22 protein-coding genes are annotated in these 24,938 nt (G+C 43.8%); 14 read left to right on the top strand and 8 right to left on the bottom strand.

Going from position 1 to position 24,938, the window contains the following annotated elements; genetic code table 11:
- Nucleotides 1-235: 235 nt before the first annotated feature.
- A complete protein-coding gene (locus P343_RS34015) occupies nt 236-1,243 on the top strand; it encodes a tagatose 1,6-diphosphate aldolase (protein WP_023511388.1) in 1,008 nt (335 codons plus the stop codon).
- Nucleotides 1,244-1,553: 310 nt separating this feature from the next.
- Nucleotides 1,554-2,465 (top strand): LCP family glycopolymer transferase, encoded by a 912-nt coding sequence (locus P343_RS34010; protein WP_023511387.1) that lies wholly within the window; start codon nt 1,554-1,556, stop codon nt 2,463-2,465.
- Nucleotides 2,466-2,587: 122 nt separating this feature from the next.
- Here the strand turns inward: P343_RS34010 and P343_RS34005 are convergent, their stop codons facing one another.
- A complete protein-coding gene (locus tag P343_RS34005; protein WP_023511386.1) occupies nt 2,588-4,318 on the bottom strand; it encodes an HD-GYP domain-containing protein in 1,731 nt (576 codons plus the stop codon).
- 414 nt (nt 4,319-4,732) lie between these two features.
- Between P343_RS34005 and P343_RS34000 the strand changes: the two genes are divergently transcribed.
- From P343_RS34000 to P343_RS33990, 3 genes are all read left to right on the top strand, one after another.
- Nucleotides 4,733-5,569 (top strand): flagellar motor protein, encoded by an 837-nt coding sequence (locus P343_RS34000; protein ID WP_023511385.1) that lies wholly within the window; start codon nt 4,733-4,735, stop codon nt 5,567-5,569.
- Nucleotides 5,566-6,351: an OmpA/MotB family protein gene (locus P343_RS33995; protein ID WP_023511384.1), complete on the top strand. Its 786-nt coding sequence runs from the start codon at nt 5,566-5,568 to the stop codon at nt 6,349-6,351. The genes P343_RS34000 and P343_RS33995 overlap by 4 nt, the downstream gene beginning before the upstream one ends.
- A gap of 121 nt (nt 6,352-6,472) precedes the next feature.
- The gene (locus tag P343_RS33990; protein WP_023511383.1) at nt 6,473-7,252 is read left to right on the top strand and encodes an SGNH/GDSL hydrolase family protein; all 780 of its coding nucleotides are present in this window, start codon (nt 6,473-6,475) and stop codon (nt 7,250-7,252) included.
- Nucleotides 7,253-7,349: 97 nt separating this feature from the next.
- On the opposite strand, the gene P343_RS33985 is transcribed toward P343_RS33990, so the two are convergent.
- From P343_RS33985 to P343_RS33975, 3 genes are all read right to left on the bottom strand, one after another.
- Nucleotides 7,350-8,495 (bottom strand): glycerate kinase, encoded by a 1,146-nt coding sequence (locus P343_RS33985; RefSeq protein WP_023511382.1) that lies wholly within the window; start codon nt 8,493-8,495, stop codon nt 7,350-7,352.
- A gap of 328 nt (nt 8,496-8,823) precedes the next feature.
- Nucleotides 8,824-10,086: an aminopeptidase P family protein gene (locus P343_RS33980; protein ID WP_023511381.1), complete on the bottom strand. Its 1,263-nt coding sequence runs from the start codon at nt 10,084-10,086 to the stop codon at nt 8,824-8,826.
- Between the two features lie 104 nt (nt 10,087-10,190).
- Nucleotides 10,191-10,931 (bottom strand): WecB/TagA/CpsF family glycosyltransferase, encoded by a 741-nt coding sequence (locus P343_RS33975; RefSeq protein WP_023511380.1) that lies wholly within the window; start codon nt 10,929-10,931, stop codon nt 10,191-10,193.
- A gap of 303 nt (nt 10,932-11,234) precedes the next feature.
- On the opposite strand from P343_RS33975, the gene P343_RS33970 reads away from it, so the two are divergent.
- Nucleotides 11,235-12,290, top strand: coding sequence for a glycosyltransferase family 4 protein (locus P343_RS33970; RefSeq protein ID WP_023511379.1), 1,056 nt, complete (start codon nt 11,235-11,237; stop codon nt 12,288-12,290).
- On the opposite strand, the gene P343_RS37545 is transcribed toward P343_RS33970, so the two are convergent.
- The 3 genes from P343_RS37545 to P343_RS33960 all read right to left on the bottom strand — a co-directional run bounded on the left by P343_RS37545 (nt 12,273) and on the right by P343_RS33960 (nt 15,300).
- Nucleotides 12,273-12,818 carry a DUF6431 domain-containing protein gene (locus P343_RS37545; protein WP_236620369.1) on the bottom strand — a complete coding sequence of 182 codons (546 nt, stop codon included), beginning with the start codon at nt 12,816-12,818 and terminating at the stop codon, nt 12,273-12,275. The two genes, P343_RS33970 and P343_RS37545, sit on opposite strands and share 18 nt — an antisense overlap.
- Before the next feature lie 401 nt (nt 12,819-13,219).
- Nucleotides 13,220-14,365, bottom strand: a complete 1,146-nt coding sequence (locus tag P343_RS33965; protein WP_023511378.1) for an LCP family protein — start codon at nt 14,363-14,365, stop codon at nt 13,220-13,222.
- 278 nt (nt 14,366-14,643) lie between these two features.
- Complete coding sequence (locus tag P343_RS33960) at nt 14,644-15,300, bottom strand: YigZ family protein (RefSeq protein ID WP_023511377.1); 657 nt, start codon at nt 15,298-15,300, stop codon at nt 14,644-14,646.
- A gap of 685 nt (nt 15,301-15,985) precedes the next feature.
- On the opposite strand from P343_RS33960, the gene P343_RS33950 reads away from it, so the two are divergent.
- The 4 genes from P343_RS33950 to P343_RS33935 all read left to right on the top strand — a co-directional run bounded on the left by P343_RS33950 (nt 15,986) and on the right by P343_RS33935 (nt 20,841).
- Nucleotides 15,986-17,158, top strand: a complete 1,173-nt coding sequence (locus tag P343_RS33950; protein ID WP_023511375.1) for a sensor histidine kinase — start codon at nt 15,986-15,988, stop codon at nt 17,156-17,158.
- A 229-nt stretch (nt 17,159-17,387) separates the two neighbouring features.
- On the top strand, nt 17,388-18,092 hold the full coding sequence (locus P343_RS33945; RefSeq protein ID WP_023511374.1) for a response regulator: 705 nt from the start codon (nt 17,388-17,390) through the stop codon (nt 18,090-18,092).
- A 542-nt stretch (nt 18,093-18,634) separates the two neighbouring features.
- Complete coding sequence (locus tag P343_RS33940; protein ID WP_023511373.1) at nt 18,635-20,074, top strand: ATP-dependent helicase ComFA; 1,440 nt, start codon at nt 18,635-18,637, stop codon at nt 20,072-20,074.
- Nucleotides 20,071-20,841 (top strand): ComF family protein, encoded by a 771-nt coding sequence (locus tag P343_RS33935; protein ID WP_023511372.1) that lies wholly within the window; start codon nt 20,071-20,073, stop codon nt 20,839-20,841. The genes P343_RS33940 and P343_RS33935 overlap by 4 nt, the downstream gene beginning before the upstream one ends.
- A 52-nt stretch (nt 20,842-20,893) precedes the next feature.
- On the opposite strand, the gene P343_RS33930 is transcribed toward P343_RS33935, so the two are convergent.
- The gene (locus P343_RS33930) at nt 20,894-21,679 is read right to left on the bottom strand and encodes a C39 family peptidase (RefSeq protein ID WP_023511371.1); all 786 of its coding nucleotides are present in this window, start codon (nt 21,677-21,679) and stop codon (nt 20,894-20,896) included.
- A 410-nt stretch (nt 21,680-22,089) separates the two neighbouring features.
- Between P343_RS33930 and P343_RS33925 the strand changes: the two genes are divergently transcribed.
- From P343_RS33925 to flgK, 4 genes are all read left to right on the top strand, one after another.
- The gene (locus P343_RS33925) at nt 22,090-22,479 is read left to right on the top strand and encodes a TIGR03826 family flagellar region protein (protein ID WP_023511370.1); all 390 of its coding nucleotides are present in this window, start codon (nt 22,090-22,092) and stop codon (nt 22,477-22,479) included.
- A 124-nt stretch (nt 22,480-22,603) separates the two neighbouring features.
- Nucleotides 22,604-22,870: a flagellar biosynthesis anti-sigma factor FlgM gene (flgM, locus tag P343_RS0119230; RefSeq protein WP_031264205.1), complete on the top strand. Its 267-nt coding sequence runs from the start codon at nt 22,604-22,606 to the stop codon at nt 22,868-22,870.
- 27 nt (nt 22,871-22,897) lie between these two features.
- Complete coding sequence (locus tag P343_RS33920; RefSeq protein WP_023511368.1) at nt 22,898-23,392, top strand: flagellar protein FlgN; 495 nt, start codon at nt 22,898-22,900, stop codon at nt 23,390-23,392.
- Between the two features lie 20 nt (nt 23,393-23,412).
- Nucleotides 23,413-24,933 (top strand): flagellar hook-associated protein FlgK, encoded by a 1,521-nt coding sequence (gene flgK, locus P343_RS33915; RefSeq protein WP_023511367.1) that lies wholly within the window; start codon nt 23,413-23,415, stop codon nt 24,931-24,933.
- The last annotated feature ends 5 nt before the right edge of the window (nt 24,934-24,938 follow it).

The raw sequence follows: 24,938 nt of genomic DNA, 5'->3' as shown, positions 1-24,938 counted from the left end.
AACAGACAAGGTGTCATGAAATAATAAAAAATGAAACAGTACCTTTAAAAAAAATATAATTTTGTTCACACATTTATTGAAAATGCGAAATTGACTTTATGACGGAAAATGACGTAAAATGAAGTTTGTGAGATAAAAACGATAGGCCACCTGATGAAGGTGCGGCAAGTGATTGTCGTTTGTTTATAGTAGGGGACACAAAAGTTGTCCAATAATATCCTGGAGGTTATAGGTAATGGTTAAAATTTCCAAAGGCAAGTTCGAATTCCTTGAACAACTGTCTGACAAAAATGGTGTTATCGCTGCATTGGCAATCGACCAACGTGGTTCTTTGAAGAGAATGATCGGTGCTGCTAAGGGTTCTGACGCTTCTATTCAAGAACTTTCGGATTTCAAAACGCTCGTATCCAAGGAATTAACTCCATATGCAAGTGCAATTCTGCTTGATCCTGAATTCGGTATTCCTGCCGGCAAAGCACGCGCAGCTTCTTGTGGTTTGCTGACATCTTATGAAAAAACAGGTTATGACGCTACAGAACCTGGCCGTATTCCTGACCTTCTTCCTAACTGGTCTGTAAAACGTATCAAAGAAAGCGGCGGTACTGCTGTTAAACTGCTCGTTTACTTCGATCCAGATGAACCAGATGAAATCAACGATGTAAAGAAAGCATTCGTAGAACGTATTGGTTCTGAATGTAAAGCCGAAGATATTCCTTTGTTCTTTGAAATCGTAACTTACGATGAAAAAATTACGGACAAAGAAGAATATGCAAAAGTTAAACCTCAAAAGGTTCTTGACTCGATCAAAGTCTTCACACAAGAACGCTACGGCATCGACGTTCTGAAGTTGGAAGTTCCTGTTGACATGAGCCGTGTAGAAGGCGTTGGCGAAAACGCTCCTGTTTACACAGCTGAAGAAGCTAAGAACTACTTCCTCGAAGTTGACAAACTGACAACAATTCCTTACATCTGGCTGAGCGCAGGCGTATCTACTGAACTCTTCCAAAAAACACTCGTATTCGCACATGATGCAGGTGCAAAATACAACGGTGTACTTTGTGGCCGTGCAACATGGCGTGACGGCGTTGAAGCTTATGGCAAGGGTGGAGAAGAAGGCGCTGTTGAATGGCTTCGCACTCAAGGTAAGGCTAACGTTGAAGAACTCAACGCAATCCTTGCTGAAAACGCAACACCTTGGTATGAAAAATTCGGCGGCAAAGATAAGATCGAAGTCGTTGACTAATTTACTGTCTATAGAAGAAGGCGCAACGGAATATATCTGTTGCGCTTTTTTTCTATTCTTTTTTCGTCAGGACTAGTTAAATCGTGTATCAATAGTTCCTTTTTCAAAGAGCTTTCCGTCAAAAATTCCAATTGTTTTTTACTTAGAACCCCTGATTATCCGTATATGAGGCGAAAGGTATTGTTCAGTAGTAGAGATTTGTTCGTGTGAAAAAGGAAGATATTCACAACGGATCAGGGACATGTTATTATTTCATTATCGTTGTCCTGTAATAAATGAAGATGAATATAAGAGGAAAAGGGAAGAGATCATGAAAAAGAAGATTTTATTGACGATCGGATCGATCATTGTGCTCCTTTTTGCTGCAGGCGCAGGCTATGCATGGTGGATGTATCATTCGGTCGCATCAACTGCAGGATCTATGTATGAAACCTCCGGCGGTAAAGGAAATCACAAAGCAATTACACAGAAGAATCCGATCAGTTTGTTGCTCATGGGTGTCGATGAGCGACAAGGCGACCGTGGTCGTTCCGATACGATCATCGCAACGACTTTGAACCCGAATACAAACACGATGCAAATGATTTCCATTCCGCGTGACACAAGAACAGAAATTGTTGGCCGCGGGACGATCGACAAAATCAATGCTGCGTACGCTTATGGCGGCACGAAAATGGCAGAAGATACGGTTCAGCAATTCGTCGGCGGCATTCCTTTTGATTTCTATATTAAAATCAATATGCAAGGCATGAGCGCTCTTGTCGATGCGGTCGGCGGTGTGACCGTTAACAATAAACTGGATTGGCATGACGAAGGCTACTACAAGAAGGGCTATCATTACCAGCGCGGCGAAATCACCTTGGATACCGGTGCGAAAGCGATGGGTTACGTCCGGATGCGCCATTTGGATCCACAAGGCGACTTTGGCCGAAATCAAAGACAGCGGGATGTGATCATGGCCATTGTTAACAAAATGTCCAATGTCTCATCTGTCTCACGATATTCACAGATTCTTAATGCACTCGGCGGTAATGTGAAAACAAATCTGACCTTTGATGATATGAAGAATTTGGCTTTCAATTATCGCAATACGCGCAAGCATACAATCGATTATGAAGTGAAAGGCCAAGGACAGACAATTAATGGCATCTATTACCTCGTTGTCGGTGCGGCTGAAAAACAAAGAGTTCATGATATGATTCAGGAACAGATGAATAATTAATTATTAATCGATGTGATCAAATAAAGCGGGTAACCTTGAGAGATACCAAGGTTACCCGCTTTTATTAATAAAAGCATGAGCGTATTAATCGAAAGCTCTCATACCGCGTTCAAAAAATGAATTTAAGCGCCTAGTTCACTCTCAAAGAATTGTTTCATGTTGAGGATCAATTCGCTCAGATTTGTACTGACAAACAATCTTTCTATGGCGGATTCCTTGATCAGGTTTGCCTGACTTCCATGAACAAATACGGTTAGTTTCGGGAATTCTGAATTGAGTTGGTTAAGTAGATTTGAAACCACCGGTGCGTGTGAACGACTTGAGAAAGAAACGGCTAAATAATTGGCATTCTTTCGTTGGAGGAGGTCGCGGACCACACCGATCTCATTTATTTCAGCTAAGAAGTCCGTTTTCCATCCGCTGATGGAGAATAAATCATCCATCAATTTTGTCCGTGTCAGTCCCTTAAAAGATTCGAGGTTGGCAATGACAACCTCTCCTAGATCATTTTTACTAAGTTGGTGAGAAATTTTCAACATCTTCCAGCTCAGCAACCTCAGGATGGTAAAGGTGGCGATCAGATAGTCGGCATCCAGAAAACGTTTCAGAGTTAGTCCTTTTTGTATCTCGTCCAACGATCGTTCGAACAGTTTGATGAAAATATCTTCGATACGCATGCCGTCTGAAAGCGCGTCGAGACAATCGACTGCTTTAACACTATTGCCATCGATCAGATAATGAATGTAGTCATTCCAAGTTTGCTTCGCTTGCTTAACAACCTCACTACTGTCCCAGCTAGTGACTGTTTCCACGGTCATTGAAAGATCGCTTGGCAATTGGATGACGCAGCCACTTTTTTCAAGTCTGACGCGGGGAAGTATGTCTGATCCTGCTGGATTAGCGAGAATCATGCCTTCTTCTCCTGTAGTTAGCAGCACACGGGTGGCCGGTGGAAAAATATGAATAAAGTTGATAAATGAATAGCAGGTCTGCAGGTCAAGCAAATGATTGCGTGCGCTATCGTTCAGGATGATTTGCATCGCTTTCGTTGCATGCATCGGTCTCCGATAAGAACGGTTCAGCGTCAAAGCGGAATAGACGTCAGTAATCATCATCAACTTTAAATTTTGGTCATCTTTTTTTACGATAAGGTTATCCGGATACCCGCTCCCATCCATTCGTTCATGATGTGAACGGACAACCCTGCATGTTTCATTGGGAAAGTTCATGCGTTTGAGCAATTCATAACCGTCAACCGTATGTCGGGTAATCTTACTGTACTCTCGCTGCGTCAGTTTTCCTTTTTTCAGGAGAATATCAGCCGGAGTGTACAGCTTGCCAATATCATGGAGCAAACAGCCTAGAATAAAGTCTTCGCTTACTTTCCATTGTGTGTGTTTAAAGAACAAGCTGGCAAGCACGAACACATCGAGCGAATGAATATAGCAGACCGGATCCCATTGTTTCATACTGTCCAAGAGCAGTCGAACCGTCGGATTTGAATAAAAACGCAAATAGAGCGAATGAAGCCACTTATAAGATGATTCCGAGTGCAGAATCCGGCCATAACGCAATTCGTTGGCGATTTGCGCCATGTCATTCTGGAATCGTGAAGTGAGTTCTTTTCGCCCATGAGATGTCATTCGAGATAGAGCTGTATTTGTATGTCGAAATGGAGCTACCGGCGGCGCATCATAAATAGTTACAAAAGGTACTCCTTTTTTTGACAAATATGTGATTAACTCAGACGTTATCAGCATGCCGGATCGATAGAGCACTGAAGAATTTATGTATATGTCTTTTGCAAGAATGCTTCCGTCCTTCAAGTTTTCAACCTTTACGACTTTTGGCATAAGAGCCATTCACTCCCGTTCGATTATTCCCTAATGAAATAGGGAAGCGCTTCGCGATACAAATCAATATGATCGCAAGGTGGGATAGGAAGCTCCCGGTAGAAAAAAGGTTTTTTCACACTTATGAGCCTTGATTCGACAATAAATCACAAGATTCATTGTATCAAGTGTTTACAAAAAACGGAAGTGAAATTTCGCAGATGGACCTCCTACTAAAATAAAATATTTATAATAATCATGTGTTCACCTAAAAAATTCATAGAATTATCATAAAGTCAATAGGATGAAAATCCTATTTGCAAAAGTAGTGAACACTAGGTCCAGCGAATTGAATCTCAGGAATCTCTTCAATAATTCCGCCAATCAGCCGATAACAAATATAGAAAGGCACTAGAGCTGAAAGGGTTGACTTACATGGATGTTGCAACAGTCATCGGCTTGCTGGTCGGATTACTTTCCTTGGTTATAGGGTTTCTGATGGAGGGCGGCCAACTCATTGCTTTACTGAAAATAACCGCCTTCCTAATCGTGTTCGGAGGAACATTCGGAGCGGTTATTGTCAGCTTTCCGGGAAGAACATTGGCCAAGACACCGTTTATTCTAAAATATGCATTTGTTAAGCCAAAAGAACGTGCGAGCGACACAATTGTCAGACTGATTGAACTCGCAAATATTTCGAGACGCGAAGGTTTGCTCGCTCTGGAAGGGGAACAGCGAAATTTTACGAACGATTCGTTTATGTCCAATGGTATTCAGATGGTTGTCGACGGTGTGGATTCCGATGTCATCGATGATATTCTGAATCGTGATATAGAGCTTTATGAACAGAAGATTCTCTCCATCGGACGAATCTTTGAGTCTGCCGGCGGATACGCGCCAACGATGGGCATTATCGGGACCGTTATGGGGCTCGTTCATGTACTGGGCAGCCTGGAAGATACGGCTGCACTCGGACCGGCGATCGCCGTCGCTTTTATTGCTACGCTGTATGGTGTCGGTAGCGCAAATGTTATTTATTTACCAATCTACACGAAGATAAAGAACAATCTTGCTTCGGATGTCATGATTCGCCAATTGAAAACCGAAGGAATTCTATCGATTCAATACGGGGAAAGCACGATGATTCTTAAGAAAAAACTCTACGCTTTCCTGACTGATGAGGAATCGCAAAAGGTCGAGGAACGTCTTGCGGGTCATGCAGGTAGTGGGGCGAATGCCGGAAATGCGTTTCAAGAGGTTGGCCAGTCATGAGCAGGCCAAGAAAAAGACGCTATTCCCGGCCTGAAGAATCGAGTCACAATTCAGAACGATGGCTGGTGACGTATTCTGATTTAATCACTCTTCTTCTTGTTTTTTTTATCGTCATGTATTCAATGAGCAGTATTGAAAATCAGAAATTTAATGCGCTTGTTTCTTCTTTAAAATCCTCTTTTCAGGGGGATTCAATATTACAGGGAATGGGGTATCCGAGCACGGATAAAGGACAGACAAAACCCACTGTGCCCTTGGTGAAAAAAGCGCAGCCGATCAGTAATCAGGAAAAAAAGAAGGATGAGAAGAAACTCGATGCGCTGTATGTTCAACTCGATAAATACATAAAAGACAATCACTTAAGTCCTGATGTGTCGCTTGTTGAAACAGCGAGAGGCGTTCAGCTCACCTTTCGTGAAAAGATTTTATTCGACTTAGGCAAGGCCAATCTTAAGCCAAATGCGAAATCAGTCTTGGGAAAGATCGGTAATATCCTTAAGAGTGTGCCGAATGATATCAGTATCGAGGGGCACACGGACAATACACCGTTTCGAAATCAGGAATCGGCAATTCATTCCAACTGGGAGCTGTCCGGACTTCGCGCCCAAACGGTTATGAATTATCTCATTAATAAGGATGAACTTTTACCAAAAAGAATGCATTTTGTCGGCTATGGCGAATATCAGCCTATTGTTAAAAATGATACACCTGAGCATAAAGCGATGAACAGGCGTGTAAATATCGTTGTTATCCGGGAAGGGAACAAACTCGATTCTGAATAAAAATTGTTGAAATAAATTGATTCGTCTGTTAAATGATTGCATGATGATCCTCTAACCGATATATTAAATGCAAGAGAGCTTTTCCATCTTTCATTACAATATTTTGTTGAGGGTGAGCGGATTGAAAAAATTTTGGCTGATTGTAGTCATTTTGCTTTGCTTTGCAAGCATTGTTGGGGGCAAAGTATATTGGAATCATAAATTAAATCAAGTTAGGGCGGCTGCCAGTCTTAAATCGCAGGGTGACCTATCTGGAATTAATGAAAGCTCTGATACATCACAAAATGCGATTGAAAAGAAAATTGCGAAGCTGCCCATAACACTGCGAAATGCAGCAACAGACGCATATAAAAAGAGTGGGCAAGTTCAAATTTCTCTTATTGGCAGCGATAATGTCCAGGCATTGGCTCTTCTTTTACAGAATCAGCTGGATCAGGTTTATGGCGAATCGTTTTTTAAGATAACTGTGCAGGATTTAGGGAAAACAAATTCATTGGCACTGAACCAGGCGAAAGTTGAAAATTTAATACAAAACGTTAATGGGAAACCGGATGCCGTTATTTTTACTCCGCTGCTCTACAATGATGACCGTCAAGTCAGAACTGAAGATACGGAGACAGTCACAACGTTTCTAGAAGAAAAAGTTAGAATCAAGTATCCGAAAGCCGCCTTTTTTGTTTCCCTTCCGAACTATTCATCGAATCAGCCTTATATGAATGACCGGATTGACGAATTGAATGCTTATTTAAAAAAGCAAAAAATAACAGTACTCGACTATCTGTCAAATTGGCCTAAAGGTTCAAAGCGAGCGGATCTAGTCGGTGAAGATGGTCACACCATGAACAATGATGGCAGGCAAGTCTGGATTAACTACATAAGCAAGCAATGGGGACTAAATTAATACATCTCCATTAAAAAACCGGTTAGCTCAGGCTAACCGGTTTTTTTAATGGATCCATGAGGCGTTCGACGATAATGTCAAAAAAATGGCTGATGACTTAGTTCTTTGCCATCTGCCATACTCGGGCAACATTGGCGGCTGTTCGGATTAGATTAGCTTTGGCTTCATGTAAAGCGATTTCTAAGGATACTGCGCCTGGAACAATGGAAAAGAATGCGTCGATTCCATGTGACAACACTGCGTCGCATCCATTACCAAGTGAACCTGCGAGCCCGATAACCGGAATATGCTGCTCTTTGGCACAGCGAGCGACACCAATCGGCGTTTTTCCATAAACCGTTTGGCCATCTATTTTACCTTCACCGGTAATCACGAGTGAAGCTCCTGACAGTTTTTGTTTCAGACCCGATTCTTTGATAACCAAATCAATGCCTGGGCGAAGCTTACTGTTCAAGAAGAAGATAGCGCCTGCGCCTAAGCCGCCTGCAGCACCGGCACCGGGAACCCTATCAATGTCAATGCCGAAATCACGGTTAACGACCTCTGAAAAGTTTTTCAGGGCATGATCCAGCTTGCAAACATCTTGTTCAGAGGCACCTTTTTGCGGGCCAAAGACGGCAGATGCGCCTTGAGTACCGGTGAGTGGATTGGTGACATCAGTTGCAGCTTCAAATCGAATAGTCTTGATTCGAGGATCAAAGCACGACAAGTCAATGGAAGCCAGCTCATCCAGTGCAGCGCCGCCGAATCCCAATTCGCGCCCTGAGTCATCAAGAAGTCTGGCGCCTAGCGCCTGTGCCATGCCGCATCCACCGTCGTTTGTTGCGCTGCCTCCCAGTCCGAGAATAATATGATTGGCGCCGTGATCCATCGCGGAGCGAATTAACTCGCCAACTCCATAAGTCGTTGCGATGAGCGGATTGCGATCCTCAGGTTTTATATGTTCAATACCCGATGCAGCAGCCATTTCTATGATCGCAGTGGTTCCGTCATTCACCAATCCGAAAAATGCTGACACGGGTTTACCAAGCGGTCCGGTAACTTCTTGAGTAATGATCTGCCCATGTAAAGCATCGACCAGCGAGCGAACAGTTCCTTCGCCTCCGTCCGCCATAGGTACAAGTACGTAATCGGCGTCAGGCCATATGTACTGTAGGCCTTTCTTAATCGCTTCAGCGGCTTCAAGCGCCGTCAAACTTTCCTTAAATGAATCCGGTGCGATGACAATTTTTCGCTGATTCATGTCATTCCATCCTTTGACAATTCTCTTTTTCTTCTTTTTAGCAGATTGAATGATTCGTGACTGTACATCTTTTATTACCCGGGAAATGACAAAATGCATCTTTTATTGACATTAGAAAACTTGGCTTTGCCAAGCCTATGACTAACGCGAAGTCATAGTTGCACTTATACTATAATCCTTAATATTATAACTTTTGTACGTAAATACGCAGTACTATTGCTGTATTTTCATCCAAGCGATGTCCCGCGCCCCTTAAGCGGGTCATGAATGTTTCCTATAGTATAAAAAAGAGACCCCAACCATCGGAATCTCTTAATTTCTAAACTACTTACTTAAGGTTACTATTGTTTTCCGCCATGAAATTTTCTATTTCATCGGTTGTACGCGGCAGGCCGGTAGTCAGCACTTCGGAACCGGTTTCTGTGATGAGCACATCGTCTTCGATACGGATGCCGATGCTTTCTTCAGGAATGTAAAGGCCAGGTTCGTTTGTGATGATCTCGCCCGGTACCAAATCCATTTCGCGATAGGGTCCGACGTCATGCGTGTCCAAACCAAGCGAATGACTGACGCCATGAAAGTAATACTTGCGTAATTCTTCAGATGTCTTAATCAAGCCGATCTTCATCAATTCTTCGGTGTAGAATTCGATCGTGAAGTTGTTCAGCGCCTTAAACGCGACACCCGGCTTTGCCATTTTTGTGACTTCTTGGTTACAGCGCAGGATAATGTCGTAAATCTGTTTTTGGCGAGGCGTGAACTTGCCGTTTACAGGGAAGGTGTAGCTGATGTCGCCATTGTAATAGTTGTGCTGTGCGCCAAGGTCGAGCAGGACGAGACTACCGTCTTCGGCAGTTCCTGTGTTTGCCGAATAGTGCAGGACCGTTCCGTTGAAGCCGCTGGCGAGAATCGTTGGAAAAGCGAATTCCGTACATCCTCGGCTCTTTAATACGAAGTTAAAGTAAGCTTCCAGCTCATATTCCTTCATACCCGGCTTCGCATTAGCCAGAACATTTTTAATTCCGTCAGCAGTAATTTTGCCGGCTTCACGCGTCAGTTCAATTTCTTCCGCAGATTTAACGACGCGGAACCTGCAAATGACCGGATACAAATTGTGGATCGACAAATATGGATAGGTGACAGCTGCTTCCGCCGCAAATTTATTCGCCGGCTTCGCTGGAAATTCCCATGATTTTGCTTCAAGATCAGCATATAGATGCTTGTACACGCGTCCATCCAGTTGCGAACGCACGTAGTCTTCAAACTGATCGAGCAGCTCAATATTCTCAACGCCAGATGCATCTTGTGCTGCATTTGGCGTGATTGTTTCGCCGACCCACCTGGCCATCCATGGATCAGCACGTTGAATAAACAATGTTTCTTCAACTTTTCCGCCGAATTTAGCGGCAACGAAAATGACTTTGGGTTCGGTAATGCCCGTCATGTAGTAAAAATTGCGATTTGGATAGAAAGGATAGCTTTCGTCTGCGGACTGGTGTGCCGCTTCCCCGGCAAAAAGAATGGCAAGCGACTGATCCTCCAACGCTTCATAAAGCTTCTTACGGTTCCGAATAAAAAAATTTTTATCCATGCGGATCCTTCTTTCATCAATAGATTATTCCACTATCATTCTATCATCATCCGGCAAGAAAATCCCCTAGATGAAAAATAGGGGACGATCAAAATCTGCAAAGTTTACCGATCATGTCTCCACTTCAGCCAGATTACCTTCGTGAAAAATTGAGCATGTCCGACGACATTGCGCTTCCACATTCTCCGCGGCTCCAGTGCCATGCGGAACAGCCATTCAAGATTCAACCGGCGCATGATTTTCGGCGCCCGCGGTTTTGTTCCGGAAGCAAAGTCGATAAATCCGCCGACAGCGATTCGTACTAATGGTTTCAGCACTTCAGAATTACGATCGATAAATTTTTCTTGCAGCGGCATGCCCATTCCAACGAGTAGGACATCGGCACGCGATTGATTAATCGCTGAGACAACTTCGGAATCAGATGAAAAATAGCCGTCATGCGTTCCGGCGATGATTAAATTTGGATGCTGTTCCTTTAACTTTTTAGAGGCTGACAGTGCGATTTCTTGAGTTGATCCAAGCAAATAGACCGACAAGCTGTTCTCTGTGCATATTTGCAGTAATAAGGGAATCAGGTCTGTTCCATTCAAGTTTTCTTGAAGGTTGACACCCCACAGCTTCGCTCCTAATTTGATGCCGATGCCGTCATTGAGCAAGTAGTCCGCGCGATTAAGCACTGCATTATAATCGCGATCTTTTTGCGCAATGTTAAAACCGTGATCATTAAGAAAATATAGGTTAATGGTTTTACGATCTGCAAGGCTGTCATTAAAAACAGCCGTAAATTCCTGCTTTGTGTGAAAGTCATTCATATAGATCGTGCCGACTTGTTTTTTTTCACTCAATAAAATCCCATCCTTAATTCAATGAGGCAGTCTTATACATTTTGCCTTGTTCCGCATTGTTTTATCCTACTTGGGATTCCAATTATTGCTTGGAATCATCAAAAAAATACCGAATTTAGTTCTATAGGCTGTTAATATTGTAAACTAATTTTAACGGATTGTGGATATCATTGAGAGATTGTTAAGAAACATGTAGCATTGTCTTTACAATATGTTATAATTCCGTATAAGAAAAGTTTTAGAGAGTGCTATTTTGAGACATGACACGAATCCGAAATTTTGGTTAAGGGCGGGGCTGACAAAATGGTCTATGTGACGTTCATTATTTGTTTTCTTGCTGCGGTTGGTTTGACACCTCTAGTCAGGAAACTGGCGATTCGCATCGGCGCGACAGATCTTCCGAACGCCCGCAAAGTGCATAAAACGATTATGCCGCGAATGGGCGGCTTGGCTATTTACTTAGCGTTTATTATTGGCATGCTTATCCTGTGGCCGGACAGTAGTTTCACATTGCCGCTGATCATTGGCAGTGTGATTATTATAATCACAGGCATTCTGGATGACATGTATTCATTGTCGCCAAAGGTGAAAATAATTGCGCATTTCTTCGCCGCACTGGTTATTGTTCTGAGCGGAATCAATGTTTCATTTATTAATCTTCCATTTAACGGTGTCTTGCATCTATACTGGCTGAGCATACCGCTCACCTTGTTGTGGATCATGGGCATCACAAATGCGATTAATTTGATTGACGGTCTTGACGGACTTGCTGTAGGTGTATCAAGTATTGTAATACTGACGATCGCCGGGCTCTCATTAACGGAAGGCAACTTGTTTGTGTTCTCCGTCAGTGCGATTTTGCTTGGCAGTACTTTAGGTTTTCTGCCGTACAATTTTCATCCGGCGAAAATTTTCATGGGTGATACGGGTAGCTACTTCCTAGGCTATATCATTTCTGTGCTTGCTTTGCTTGGCTTCAAGAATGTCACGCTGTTTTCACTCGTTGTGCCGATTATTATTCTGGCGGTGCCGATTTCCGACACACTGTTTGCGATTATTCGCCGACTTGTTAACAGAAGGCCTTTGACGGCACCTGACAAATCGCATTTGCACCACTGCCTGCTCCGCTTTGGTTTCACGCAGAGCCAGACGGTGGTCCTGATTTATGGCATGAGCGCAATGTTCGCACTGGCAGCAATCCTCTTCTCAACATCAACATTGCTTGGATCAATGATCATTATCATTGGTGTTATGTTGATTATTGAACTCGTCGTTGAGGGTGTCGGCCTTGTGAGTGCCAATTACAAACCGCTTCTGAATACGTACAAGCGGATCTTAAACTTAGCGAAGGTAAAATAAAGGTAGTTTACAATAGATCGTAAGCAAGAGAGCATGGAGCGGTTCATACGAGCTGCTCCATGCTTTTTTTGCAGGATAAGAAAGAAAGTATAAAATTTTGGACTTAGTCATTAGGATGATTGGCGTTACTTTGCCATGATTTAGGTTCAAACACGAAAGTGTCAGTGATTCCACGGACGAAGGAGCCACCGGGGCTAAATCCATTTGTTGAAAGCGGAGAGCGATCGAATGAAGACAGGCCAGCCAGTAATCGATAAACTCAAGGAACCAACGGTTCCAACGGAATAGAGTCGAATTGTCCGTAGCGACATCATTTTTGTTGGGCTGGGAAATTGCTTTTTCAAAGCAACAGGACTCATAACGTTTATAAGGAAGAAGTAGATCAGGGAGTTCATGATGAATCTTAGAACAGGTGCCACAACACAAACGACGAATTCTTAGAGACACGCACTTTCCCGAGTCTTCGATGTATTTCCTCAAACGGCTTCCAATAACTTTAAGCTCTCCTCCGCAACAAGGGCAAGGCACCTTTCCCGCACTCTTAACAGAAAACACCTGTTAATTGGTTACCAACAAGGTCATAGTTTGATATAATAACCATATGGTTGATTTATGGGTATCCCTCGTGTAAGTAGGATTACACGGTAAAGGGATACCTTTTTCCTTTCTCATAATAAGTGCCAGCTATAACGTCCTACGGACATTATAGCTGGCACTTATTGGACAGGCAATGGCGTCAACTTTCGGATAAAATCAAGCGTCAATAACACTCAGTGGTCAAAGGACCAAGTAACACGAATAGGACCGACTTATTCGAGAATAAGACCAACTTTTACAGAGATAGGACCAAGTATTATAAATATCATGCATACTACAAATACAAAAAAGCCTGTACGCATGAATACTGCGTACAGGCTTAAGTACAATGATTATTGATTACTTGTGCCTCCAGATGAATCGGTTGCCAGGCCGGATGAGTCAGTTGAAGAATTAGAGCTTTCGCTGGAAGACGTCCCACTCGTTCCGCTGCTATCGGATGCTCCGTTACCGCTGGCGGCAATGGTTTTATAATCGAGCTGTGCTTTCAGCTCTGACCGTACCTTATTCAAGTAGTTGTCATCAAGCGCGTAATAGTAAATTCCGCTGCTCATGTCATCTGTACCTTTCAGTTGCAGGGTATTAATTTTTGATAAGGACCCTGCATACCGGCGCAGACTGAGCAGTTGGCCAAAGGTTAAGTTCGTTTCAAAGTTCTTATCAAGAGAATCAATGACTGAACTGTATTTGGCAACCGAAGAAAGGTTTGCACTCTTCTTAACAATAGCTTCAATCAAAGCCATTTGCCTTCTCCCTCGGCCGAAATCTCCTCCCGCGCCTGGGGACTTGCGGTTGCGGACCAAAGCAAGTGCTTGCTCACCATTGAGAAGCTGTTTGCCAGGCTCAAGTACGATTGCGTCTTTGCCTTTCTTGTCGTGACTGTTTTGCGTAACCAGTTTGACCGGAACATTCATTTCTACGCCACCAAGTGCATTAACGATTTTAACGAATGCAGCGAAATCGACCTGCACATAATAATCTACGGGAACCTTGAACAGGTTTTCAACAGTTGCAATGGTATAGTCTGCACCTTGATTATTGTTCGCATCACCATAAGCATGTGCGTGTGTGATCTTGGAAATGCCATAGTCGCGTGTGTGTGTAGGATCAATAATCTGTACCTTTGAATCACGTGGAATGCTGACCATATGAACTTGATTTGTGGCGTGATTAAACGTAGCGAGGACTAAGGCATCAGATCTGCTTGGTTCATTTTTACGTTTATCAATCCCCATAAACAGAATAGAGAAATTATCTTTTACAGGATCAACCTTTTCAGCACGCAAGTCCGATTTGTTGCCGCGTGCCAGTTTCTTTTGAGCATGGTTTGTTACAGTTTCAAGTTTTTTCGTTAAATAATAGCCGTACGCTGCGCCGCTCCCCACCAGAACAAGAAGTGCAGTCAAAATAATAATGATAACTTTTTTTCGCAAGCCATACTTTTTCTTTTTTTGGTTTTCTATTCTGCTCAATGCCATTTTCGACGTATTCTCCTTAGGATTCGTTATCTATTACAAATATGCATAAGGCCATTAAGAACTCACCGTGTGTAGTAATCTACTGTTGTGGTTAATTAGTCACATTTTTCTTTACAATAATTTAATTTTACATAAGTCCGTCCAATCCATCAATGTAAAATTTGTGCTTTTTCGGCAAATTTCGCAAGAAAGAAACACGGTAACAAAAATAACAAGAGAAGACGATTCGTCGGCACTGAGGTGAGACCAAAAGTCACTGGGATCTACAAAATGAAATTTTAAGACAATTCGCTAGGATTCGGGAGCTTTTTCTGTAAATAAAGTTCGCATGTTTTTTCTGTTTGTGCCTGGCCGTTTGTCAAATCTGTGATCCATTCGATAAATGCGGGACCTTCTTCCTGACTAGTGTAAAGCTCAAAGGTGACCTTGTCACTATATTGGACCCCTTTAACGATATAAGGGGATTCACGCAATTTGTTTTCTAAAGTCCCGCTCAAGTGATAATCAACGGTCACAGCCCATTGGAGGGAGGGCACCTGTTCAATGACTTCTGCAGCATTAAGTCCGTCACTAGTTGCATGTGCATACGCACGAATCAATCCGCCTGTCCCAAGCTTTATACCTCCAAAATAACGGGTAACAATAACGAGAACATTGCATATATTACGGCGTTTCAGCACATCGAGCATGGGGACACCGGCAGTTCCACTCGGCTCGCCATCATCGCTGGCTTTTTGAATTTCTTGTTTCTTTCCTATGATATAAGCAAAACAATTATGATTTGCTTTCCAATGTTCTTTACGAACATTCTGAATCAGCTGTTCGGCGTCGCTCTCTGTTTCGACCGGATAGACGGCAGCAATAAAACGTGAACGCTTAATTTCAGTTTCAACCATAGCGGATGTTCGGACCGTTATGTAATTAACTAAAGGCATAAATTTCTCCTTCCTTTATATCGGCAAAATTTTCGTTGGCTCTGAATGAAATATATTATCTTATACTTGCAGTCACAGCAGCATTTTAAATAGCAATGCATGAAAATAAAACGTTCTAAGCCGAATGTATCGGTGTGGGGGCATGTGCCAGTTGAAAAGAGATGAAGACAGACTCTTCCATCCATACCTTTCATTCGTTTCCATATTGGAGCATTTCGTCCGTAGAAGAAATATATTTTCATCCTGACAAGCCAAGTATACGTGCTATCATTTTATATGAGCTGTTTAAAAAGGAGGACAAAAAGGGCCGAGAAGATCAAGGAAACGCAGTTTCGAGTACCGGAGCGTATGCAAATAATACGTGAGGAGCGGAGAAACAAGTTGACGCAGAGATTCGACAGCAATTTTTCCCGGACTTTTTAAACTCCCTCTATATGGTAACATTTACACTTGATAATTGTTTATCCCTAATAAACAATGGATATAGACAATTTTATGGCAAAAATAACATCGAATGACTGCGGTACATGAGTTTCAGACCAATATAAAATAAGTGAGAGAAGCGAAAAATAGCAGGAGCAAAGGCATTTGATGTTGAATTAGTGCTTTAGGCCTATACGTAGATAGGCACAATGTGGCTAGCACGTCTTAATGTGTTCCGCTACATTTGTTATGGAGGGAAATTATGTCAACCAGCAAACCGATCAACGCGGCACTTGATGTCAAGCATCTTGATAAAATTATCAATAGCATGATTGATAATGTGAGCAGCAGCAAAACTCAAATCTTTGAGATTGGTGAAGAATCACGTAAAGAGCATGACGCGCTGGTAAAAGAACTCCAACTTGTTAAGCAAGAATTGAAAGGCATTATTGATCGAAGCGACGTACTCGAAATAGAGGCGAGAAAATCGAGAGGACGTCTTGCTGAGATCAGTCGAGCGTTTAATCAGTATGGAGAAGAAGATATTCGCCACGCCTATGAAGCAGCAAATGCGATTCAGAACGATTTGTCTATTGTCCGTGAAATGGAGAAACAGATGAAGAAAAGGCGTGACGAATTGGAGCGCCGTTTGATTCAGCTGACAGCGACTATTCAAAAAGCGGAGACTTTGATCGGGCAAGTGACGGTTGTGCTGAATTATCTGACAAGCGACTTGCAGCAAGTAGGAGAGGTCATTGCAAGCGCTAGGGAGCAACGCGCGCTTGGCCTTAAAATTATTGAAACGCTTGAAGAAGAAAGAAAAAGACTTTCACGAGAGATTCATGACGGGCCTGCACAAACTCTGGCTCAAGTATTGCTTGGTCTTGATGTGGTCGAGCGTGTTGGGCAAAAGGAAGGTATGGAAGCTTCCCACGAAGAATTACAGAAGTACAGAGTCATGGTGCAAGGCGCATTAGCTGAAGTTCGGCGGATCATCTATGATCTGCGCCCGATGAGCCTCGATGATCTAGGGCTTGTGCCGACACTCAAGAAGTACTTTCATCGCGTGAACAGTGACTATCCAGCCATCCGAATCATTTTTGACAGTATCGGAAATGAAAAAAGGCTTCAATCACGTATTGAGGCTGCTTTATTCAGGCTTATTCAGGAGGCCATGCAGAACGCTTGCATCCATGCGAATCCAACACAAATCAATGTCCGGCTGGAATATAGGACGGACAAGGTCCTTATTCTGGTGATGGATGATGGGACAGGCTTTGATCAGTCGGTGTCAAAGGAAGGAAGTTACGGACTGATCGGAATGAAGGAACGCGCCGAATTACTGAATGGCGAGCTGATCATTCATTCGGAACTTAACCAAGGCACCAAAATTCTGATTAACATCCCACTCCAGCGCGAAGATGAACTCGAATAACAACGAAATATACATGTCAGGTGAGTGCAATCCCATGCCTCATTGAACATTCTGACAGACCAAAAGAGAGGTGAGAATCTGCAGTCATCCGGGATGTACGGATCAATAAATACACCAGCAATCAGTTAATTAGGCCATTATTAATTATTAAAGATAAGCATAGAGCAAAATGTATGCGGTATCCGCTGGTATCTACTTATGAATCGTACTGTTGACTGCAGAGATAATTGTGACGAATGTCCGACCAAAAGTGACAACTATTGCTTTAATTGATGATCATCGTCTTTTCCGTGAAGGCGTCAAAAGAATCTTGGATATGGAAAGCGATTTTGAAGTGGTTGCTGAAGGAGATGACGGTAGCACTGCTGAAAAGTTGATTGAAGACACAGATCCTGATGTTGTGCTGATGGATATCAACATGCCGAAGCTGAATGGCGTTGAGGCGACCAGGCAGCTGATCAAGAATCATCCGGGTCTGAAAGTTATTATTCTCTCCATTCATGATGACGAGAGCTATGTAACTCATGTATTGAAATCGGGTGCGCTTGGCTACTTGCTGAAAGAAATGGATGCCGACTCGATGATTGAAGCCGTGCGGATTGTCGCACAAGGCGGCGCCTACATACATCCGAAAGTCACCCACAATCTCGTGAATGAATTCCGTCGTTTGGCTACACAAGGGTATTCAAGCGAACTGTCCGGCTTTCGTGATTTGGAATACCGTCCGCCGCTTCATATCCTGACCCATCGTGAATGTGAAGTGCTCCAGCTTATGGCTGACGGAAAGAGCAACAGGGCGATCGGCGAGCATTTGTATATCAGCGAGAAGACCGTTAAGAACCACGTCAGCAACATCTTGCAGAAAATGAGTGTAGAAGACAGAACCCAGGCTGTGGTTGAAGCGATAAAGAACGGTTGGGTTAAAATATATTGATCGGGTTTTTAAAAATATGATTTGTATGAGGAGTCGCATGTCTATCATGTGGCTCTATTTTTTTTAGGAGGCAGCAAAAAAAAATCAAACAAAAAAGAGCGCCTGATGCAGGAATTTTCCGGAATGTGTCGAAAATTTATTTAACACCTATTTCCCCCTCTTCAGTCCATTTTTCTCATTCATCACTCTTTATCATTTTTTCACATGACTCAAATTCCTTTTAGAGTCCGTTCGAAAAGGAGGACAAAGGATAGGTTTACAGGCTAAGAACGCAACATCCTGTTGCAACGCCTGCACTAGCCCATCCTAGGCGTCACAAGAAGGTCAAGGAAACGCAGCTTTGAGCACCGGAGCGTATACGAATAATACGTGAGGAGCAGAAAAGCAAGTTGACACAGAACTTCCGCAGGATGCGGTGACTTCTGCGTTATGCACAGGAAGTGCATGATTTTAGCAGAAGATCCTTCTCTCCTTTTTCCCGGACTTTTCGAACATCCTCTTCAAATCTTTTCCTCATTCATTCTCCGAAAGAAGGTCTATCCATGATGTTACTCTCCAGCAAGAACGATTCATCTCCGAAATTCAGCCTCGACGTGCAGCACTTTTTATATGGAAGGGAGTACCGTGCCGAAGAACTTCCTTTTTCTGAAAAAGTGATCAAAACACATATAAAAAACGGGTATGTGGCTATTCGCCCGGCAGTCGAGCTTTTAAAAGAAAATCTCCTTGATTTACTGACCGGCCGAAAGAAATGGCAGTGCCGTCGCTGCGGCAATCGTGATCAGGAGGCATTTGCCGTCTGCACATGCGCACGCTGCCGGAAAAAATGCGTTTACTGCCGGCATTGCCTCAATATGGGCATTGTTCGCTCATGCACCAAACTTGTGACATGGAGCGGTCCCGCGCCTAAAGCATGGGCGAGCGTAAACAGTGTTGCAAGGCTTTGTTCCTGGAACGGAATATTGTCCGAAGAACAGACTGCGGCAGCGAACGCTCTGGATCAAGCGCTTGCTGCCGGCTATTCATTTCTCATCTGGGCTGTAACCGGATCAGGTAAGACAGAAATCATATACAAGGCAATTGAACGATCACTCATGCAAGGGCATCATATCCTGCTAGCGACCCCGCGTACGGACGTCGTGCGTGAACTGCTGCCACGCATTCGTTCGGCTTTTCCCTCGATTACAGTGAGCGGTCTCTATGCCGGCAGCGATGACAATGATCCACAAGCGCAGCTGGTTATTTCAACGGCACATCAGCTCATTCGCTTCTCCGATTGTTTTGACTGTGTTTTTATTGATGAAGTGGACGCTTTTCCGTTCCATTATGACCCGATGTTGGAATTCGCAGTACGAAAAGCAGCGAAACCCGGCGCGCCATTTGGTTATCTGACGGCAACACCGCCGCCAGGGTTGAGGAACGCCTATTTAATGGGTTCTTTACGTGGCATCAAGATTGCCCGTCGTTATCATGGCCATCCGCTGCCTGTACCGCTCTTTCGCTGGATCGGCAATTGGACGCGTTTCATTCAGCATGGGCAGCTTCCTAAAACAATTCATGAGTGGCTGATGGAGAAAAAGAAACAGGGGTGTCAGCAGTTTCTATTCGTTCCTACCGTCACATTGGCGCGTGAACTGACAGAGATTTTACAAAAAGAAGGATTTGAGCGAACAGCAGGTGTTCACGCGGAAGATCCGGATCGTCACACGAAGGTTGCTGCGTTCCGAGAAGGCAAGATCAGAACTTTGGTCACAACGACAATCCTGGAACGAGGTGTCACGGTTCCTGGGGTTGAAGTAGCAGTTCTTGGCGCGGATGATCCGGTATTTGATGCCTGTGCGCTCGTTCAGATTGCCGGTCGAGTGGGAAGGTCTCCTGATTATCCCGAGGGCGATATCCTCTTTTTTCATAATGGGAAGACATTCGCAATGGTTCAGGCACGGCATCAAATTGAACAAATGAACAAGGAGGGGGGATTTTGAGCGGTTCGCACTGTTTGTTTTGTCGTGCTGAAAAGCGGGAGCCGCTGACGTTCCTTTCACTACTTTCGCCGGATACGAGCACAGGTTTTTGTCTCTCATGTCAAGAACAACTTGAACGTATTGATCCGCTGTACAGCTGCCGGCTTTGCGGCCGGGATCTGCACTCCCTTGAGCCGGCATTTGTTCATGATCAAATTTGCCATGATTGCATTCGGTGGAAGCAAAGTGGTAGAAACGGGCTGTACGGCAGAAACTACGCGATATATAGCTATAACGGATTCATCAAAGAAGTAATGACTATGTTCAAATTTCGTGGAGACGCCATTTTAGCCGATGGATTTGAAAAAGAATTAAAGAAGGCATATAGCCGAATCATTGATCATCGCTTGCGCTTTCGTTTCTTGAATCTACGGAGCGGCGGAGAATATGAAGCGATCGTTCCGATACCACTCAGTCGCGAGCGTCTCGTTGAGCGTGGTTTTAATCAAGCTGAACTACTGGCCCGGAAACTTGGACAGCCGATCGTCGACGCTCTGATTCGTGAGAAAAATGAACAAAAGCAGAGCAAGAAAAACCGTCGAGAAAGGCTGCTGATGCGTGAAACGCCGTTTCATTTAAAGAATGATCAAGTAAGGATAGTCACAGGAAAAAAGATATTATTAGTCGATGACTTATACACAACTGGTGCGACCATGCGCCTTGCGGCGACAGCGATAACCGCGGCACATCCGAAGCAGATTGATTCGCTTACGTTAATCCATGGATGAAAAAAACATAAATTCCGGTAAATCCATCCTTCCCGGTCTTTATGTTTTCTAATTAAAAGATCGGTGATTTCCTATAGCTGATCGCCTGACTTCCCATTTGCTGCCACGCGTCAATAAATGCTTTTCGATCAGCTGTTTCATTCTTTTTTCCAAGCGGATCATTGAACACAATATGATTCTTATCGTATCCGGTCACCAAAACGGCATGTTCCTGATTGGTGACTTTTATTTTGCCTTCATTCGTATGCCATAGATGAAACGCGTTCTGCGGCAATGGCTTAAAAGTTACGTTTGTAATCACAACAACCGGAATTCCGTCTTGAAGCTGAGCAATGACCGAGTCAAAAGATCTGCCGGTCAAATCAATAATCCGACTTGGGAGATATTGACGGCCGAGTTTTGCCAAAGGCTCGTGATAAACCCCGAAACCTTGTTTGCTGATATCATCCATGCTACCGACAAAACCTGCATTTGGATTACCAAACAGCTGATTCTGGTAATAAGGTACTTTGTCAATTTTACGAGCAAGTTCCATTTTTCCAATGTGCAGGCCGGCCTTCTGAAGCAGCATCGCTAGAGAAGTGACTTCGCAACCGCGCGGCAATTCCGGTTTTTGCTGAATTTCCGGTGCATCAATTTGAACTGCGCGTTTTGATGATGGTTGATCAGCGAGCTGGAGAGCTTCATTTTTCACTTGTTCGGCATCGTTAAAAACATCTGCCACCCATTTTTTCCCAATAAAGCGATTATCGGGTGAATAAACAATAAAAAGAAGCACAGCAAGCATGATGTCGACCAAAAGAAACCAGCCAAGCCAATGCTTTCTAAAAGAGCGCACAAAGCCATCTCCTTTCACTGTGCGACAATATGTAGCATTATTTTTGTTCGACAAAGCCGTACGCGAGTTTTGACGGATTTCTGCTTGTTTCGCATCGAATACCTGGTGCTTGATTATTATCATGCGGACTTTGTTTTTATATTCGGACTTAAGGCCTTGGCGGACTAGCCATGGCTAATGATAAACTGTTAAAATTAGTGCTTAGTTATTTTACCATGGTTATTTGTTGCTTCAGGCTGAATATGTGACAATGTCGCTAAAATTCAGCGTACCCTAACCGATAATTAATGCAGACAGTAAAAAAACAGCTTCATTTTTTGTCAGATTTTTCGTGAGCATAGAATTTTTTATGAGTTAAATCCCTTCGAAGTATGATCACCCAGAATGTTGATTTTAAAGGAGGAATCAAGTTGGCCGAACTCGAAAATTGTAAGAGCTGTGGCAGACTTTTTGTCAGAGTATCTTCTCCATACTGTCCTGATTGTCTCAAAAAACAGAACGAAATGTATGAGACGGTGTATCGTTATATTCGCAAGCAGGAGAACAGGCAGTCAACGGTGACTGAGGTTCACGAAGCGACAGGCGTCGAAATCAACCTGATCTATCAGTGGATCCGTGAAGGGAGACTTCAGACCGCTGTATTCCCTAATCTGGGTTACCCATGCAAGTCCTGCGGGAAGATGATCCAGACCGGAACGCTTTGCGATAACTGCCGTCATCAATTAGAACACGATATTGCTCGTGAACAAACAATGGGAGACGCGGCAATGAAACAAAAAGGAAAAACGTATCATACCTAAAAATGTCTGAACGATTAAAGAAATTCTCTTGACAGCCGATATAATGTATGGAAAGAAGACAGAAGAACATTACCAAGGATTAAATGACAATACGGTAAAATTCCTCTGGGATGAGGTGAAACCATTGAAAATTAACGGATATCAGCCTGTTCAATCATATACAAATAATTACCAGGCGGCTAAACCGGGCGAACAGCAGTCTTCGCCGGCTAAGACCAGCGACAAGGTCGAAATTTCGAATGCGGCAAAGCGATTGCAAGGTAGTCAGAGACTGGAAGAAGCCAGGCAGGAAAAGATTGAGCGGATCAAGTCACAGATCGATGCCGGCACATACCATGTTTCCTCAACGAGCATTGCGGAAAAAATGTACAATTTCTGGAACAGACAATAAAGGTTCGGCAACAGGGAGTGAACGAGCATGTCTCTAGAGCGAATGAAAGAAACAATGACAGCGATGCTTCAGTGCCACGACACCCTTTATGCCCTTGCCATTGAAAAACGGGAAGCGATCAAAAAGGGAGACGCGCTGGCTGTGAGTGAGATCAGCAAAAAGGAAAATCCACTCGTTGAGCAGCTGCAGCAGCTGGAAGCATCCCGCGCAGACGTTGTTCAATCAGATTTGGGCATCGGTGCTGCCGAAGATGCCACCTTTTCCGATTGGGAGAAAGCAGTTGTTTCAGATGAAGAACGTGAGGCTTGGCAAAAAATCTATCTTGATTTAGCCAATAGCGTTTATACGTTGAAGCAGGCGAACAAGCTGAATCAAGAACTTCTTCGTGATTCATTGCTCTGGGTCAAGCTGAACTTGAACCTGCTTAAGCCGCAAAAGCAATCACTTAATAATTACCGAAATCCAAGAGACGGACAGGCAACGTTATCCGTCTTCAGCGGACGTATTGATTCTCGGACTTAACCAAGACGGAGGTGCGATCAGTGATCCCTATTTTTTCAAGTTTGGATATGATGCAGCGGGCACTGCAAGTCACACAAACAGCGATTCAGACAACAGGACATAACATTTCAAACGCTAATACTGACGGATATTCTAGGCAGCGCGTCAACCTGACCACATGGTTACCGTATCCGGGCATCGGCATCAATGCCGCACGTGGCGCCGGCCAGATCGGAACAGGCGTGAACGACGACGCAATCGTTCGTATCCGCGATCAATTTGTTGATCTGCAGGTGCGGGACAATTCCAATCAGAATGGCTATTGGAATTCACTGAGTGACGCATACAGCCAAATGGAAGATATCATAAATGAACCGACGGATACCGGAATATCGTCCGAACTCGACGGATTTTGGCAATCTCTTCAGGATCTGGCCGGAAATTCGGGAACGAGCGGTACCGGCACGGTTGTTCTGCAAAAAGGATCCGCCGTCGCCGACACTTTTAATTACATCGCTCTATCCTTGGGCAAGGTTCAAAATAACCTTAATCAGCAAATTACGGAAAATACGAAGTTAGTTAACAACTATGCAGATCAAATCAACGCGCTGAACACCGAAATCAACAAGCAGGAAGCCAACGGTTTGCTCGCAAATGATTTGTATGATGAACGTGACGCGCTGACTGATAAGCTCGCACAGCTTGTCAACATCAAGGTGACCAAGGTGCCAAGCGGCGGTAATCCTTCACCGCTTGCTGAAGGAAAGTATACGATCGAGATGGTTGATCAAAATGGTGCTTCTTTCAGTCCGGCAGCAACATTGGTTGATGGCGCGGCGCTGACCAATAATCATTTGAAGACAGACATCACCGGAGCAGGTACTTCTAGTCCAAATGTCACTGTATCGATGGTTAAGACAGACGATACAACTCCGGCAGGACCGAGTGCATTGACCGGATTCTCGGGAAAACTACAAGGTTTAATCGATGCATATACGAACGATTATCCAAGCGTGTTGAAAAGCCTTGATAATATGGCGAGCACTCTGGCAGATAAGTTTAACACCGTGTATCAAAATACTGCAGGGTATGACAGCAGTAAAGGGCTATTTTTCTTAGGCGATGCATCCGGAACGGTGAATGCGGCTAATATTCATGTGAATGAAAATTTAACCGGCAGTGATGTGAAAGCGAATGGACTGAATGCAGATGGTACTGCGAAACCAAGTGGTGATAATAGTGGGGCTTCGGCCTTATCCGATGTGATTGCTGTCAATCCTTACACCATTGATGGAGCAACCAGCGATGCAACAACTCTGAAGAGTTATTTACAGAGCCTAATTGGCCAAATCGGAGTTAATGCTCAATCTGCTGACCAATTTTCCAGTAATTCAAACACTATGCTCACTGCCGCACAAAATCGCCGCTCATCAATCAGCGGCGTGTCACTTGATGAAGAACTGACCAACTTAATCCAACTCCAGCATTCTTACGGCGCAGCGGCGAAAGTCGTTACGACGCTTGATACATTGCTGGACACCTTGATTAATAAGATGGGGTGATAATA

The organism is Sporolactobacillus laevolacticus DSM 442 (genome assembly GCF_000497245.1).
GTDB lineage: Bacteria > Bacillota > Bacilli > Bacillales > Sporolactobacillaceae > Sporolactobacillus > Sporolactobacillus laevolacticus.
The sequence above is the reverse complement of the archived record's forward strand: the minus strand, read 5'-3'. Positions and strand labels throughout refer to the sequence as shown.

Bases quoted from the DNA above. Each gene is read 5' to 3' on its own strand.
- P343_RS33995 (WP_023511384.1), top strand. From the start codon at position 5,566: ATGAGCAGGCCAAGAAAAAGACGCTATTCCCGGCCTGAAGAATCGAGT.
- P343_RS33950 (WP_023511375.1), top strand. From the start codon at position 15,986: ATGTCAACCAGCAAACCGATCAACGCGGCACTTGATGTCAAGCATCTT.
- P343_RS33980 (WP_023511381.1), bottom strand. From the start codon at position 10,086: ATGGATAAAAATTTTTTTATTCGGAACCGTAAGAAGCTTTATGAAGCG.
- P343_RS33970 (WP_023511379.1), top strand. From the start codon at position 11,235: ATGGTCTATGTGACGTTCATTATTTGTTTTCTTGCTGCGGTTGGTTTG.
- P343_RS34000 (WP_023511385.1), top strand. From the start codon at position 4,733: ATGGATGTTGCAACAGTCATCGGCTTGCTGGTCGGATTACTTTCCTTG.
- P343_RS34010 (WP_023511387.1), top strand. From the start codon at position 1,554: ATGAAAAAGAAGATTTTATTGACGATCGGATCGATCATTGTGCTCCTT.
- P343_RS33985 (WP_023511382.1), bottom strand. From the start codon at position 8,495: ATGAATCAGCGAAAAATTGTCATCGCACCGGATTCATTTAAGGAAAGT.
- P343_RS33920 (WP_023511368.1), top strand. From the start codon at position 22,898: ATGTCTCTAGAGCGAATGAAAGAAACAATGACAGCGATGCTTCAGTGC.
- P343_RS34005 (WP_023511386.1), bottom strand. From the start codon at position 4,318: ATGCCAAAAGTCGTAAAGGTTGAAAACTTGAAGGACGGAAGCATTCTT.
- P343_RS33960 (WP_023511377.1), bottom strand. From the start codon at position 15,300: ATGCCTTTAGTTAATTACATAACGGTCCGAACATCCGCTATGGTTGAA.
- P343_RS33965 (WP_023511378.1), bottom strand. From the start codon at position 14,365: ATGGCATTGAGCAGAATAGAAAACCAAAAAAAGAAAAAGTATGGCTTG.
- P343_RS33940 (WP_023511373.1), top strand. From the start codon at position 18,635: ATGATGTTACTCTCCAGCAAGAACGATTCATCTCCGAAATTCAGCCTC.
- P343_RS34015 (WP_023511388.1), top strand. From the start codon at position 236: ATGGTTAAAATTTCCAAAGGCAAGTTCGAATTCCTTGAACAACTGTCT.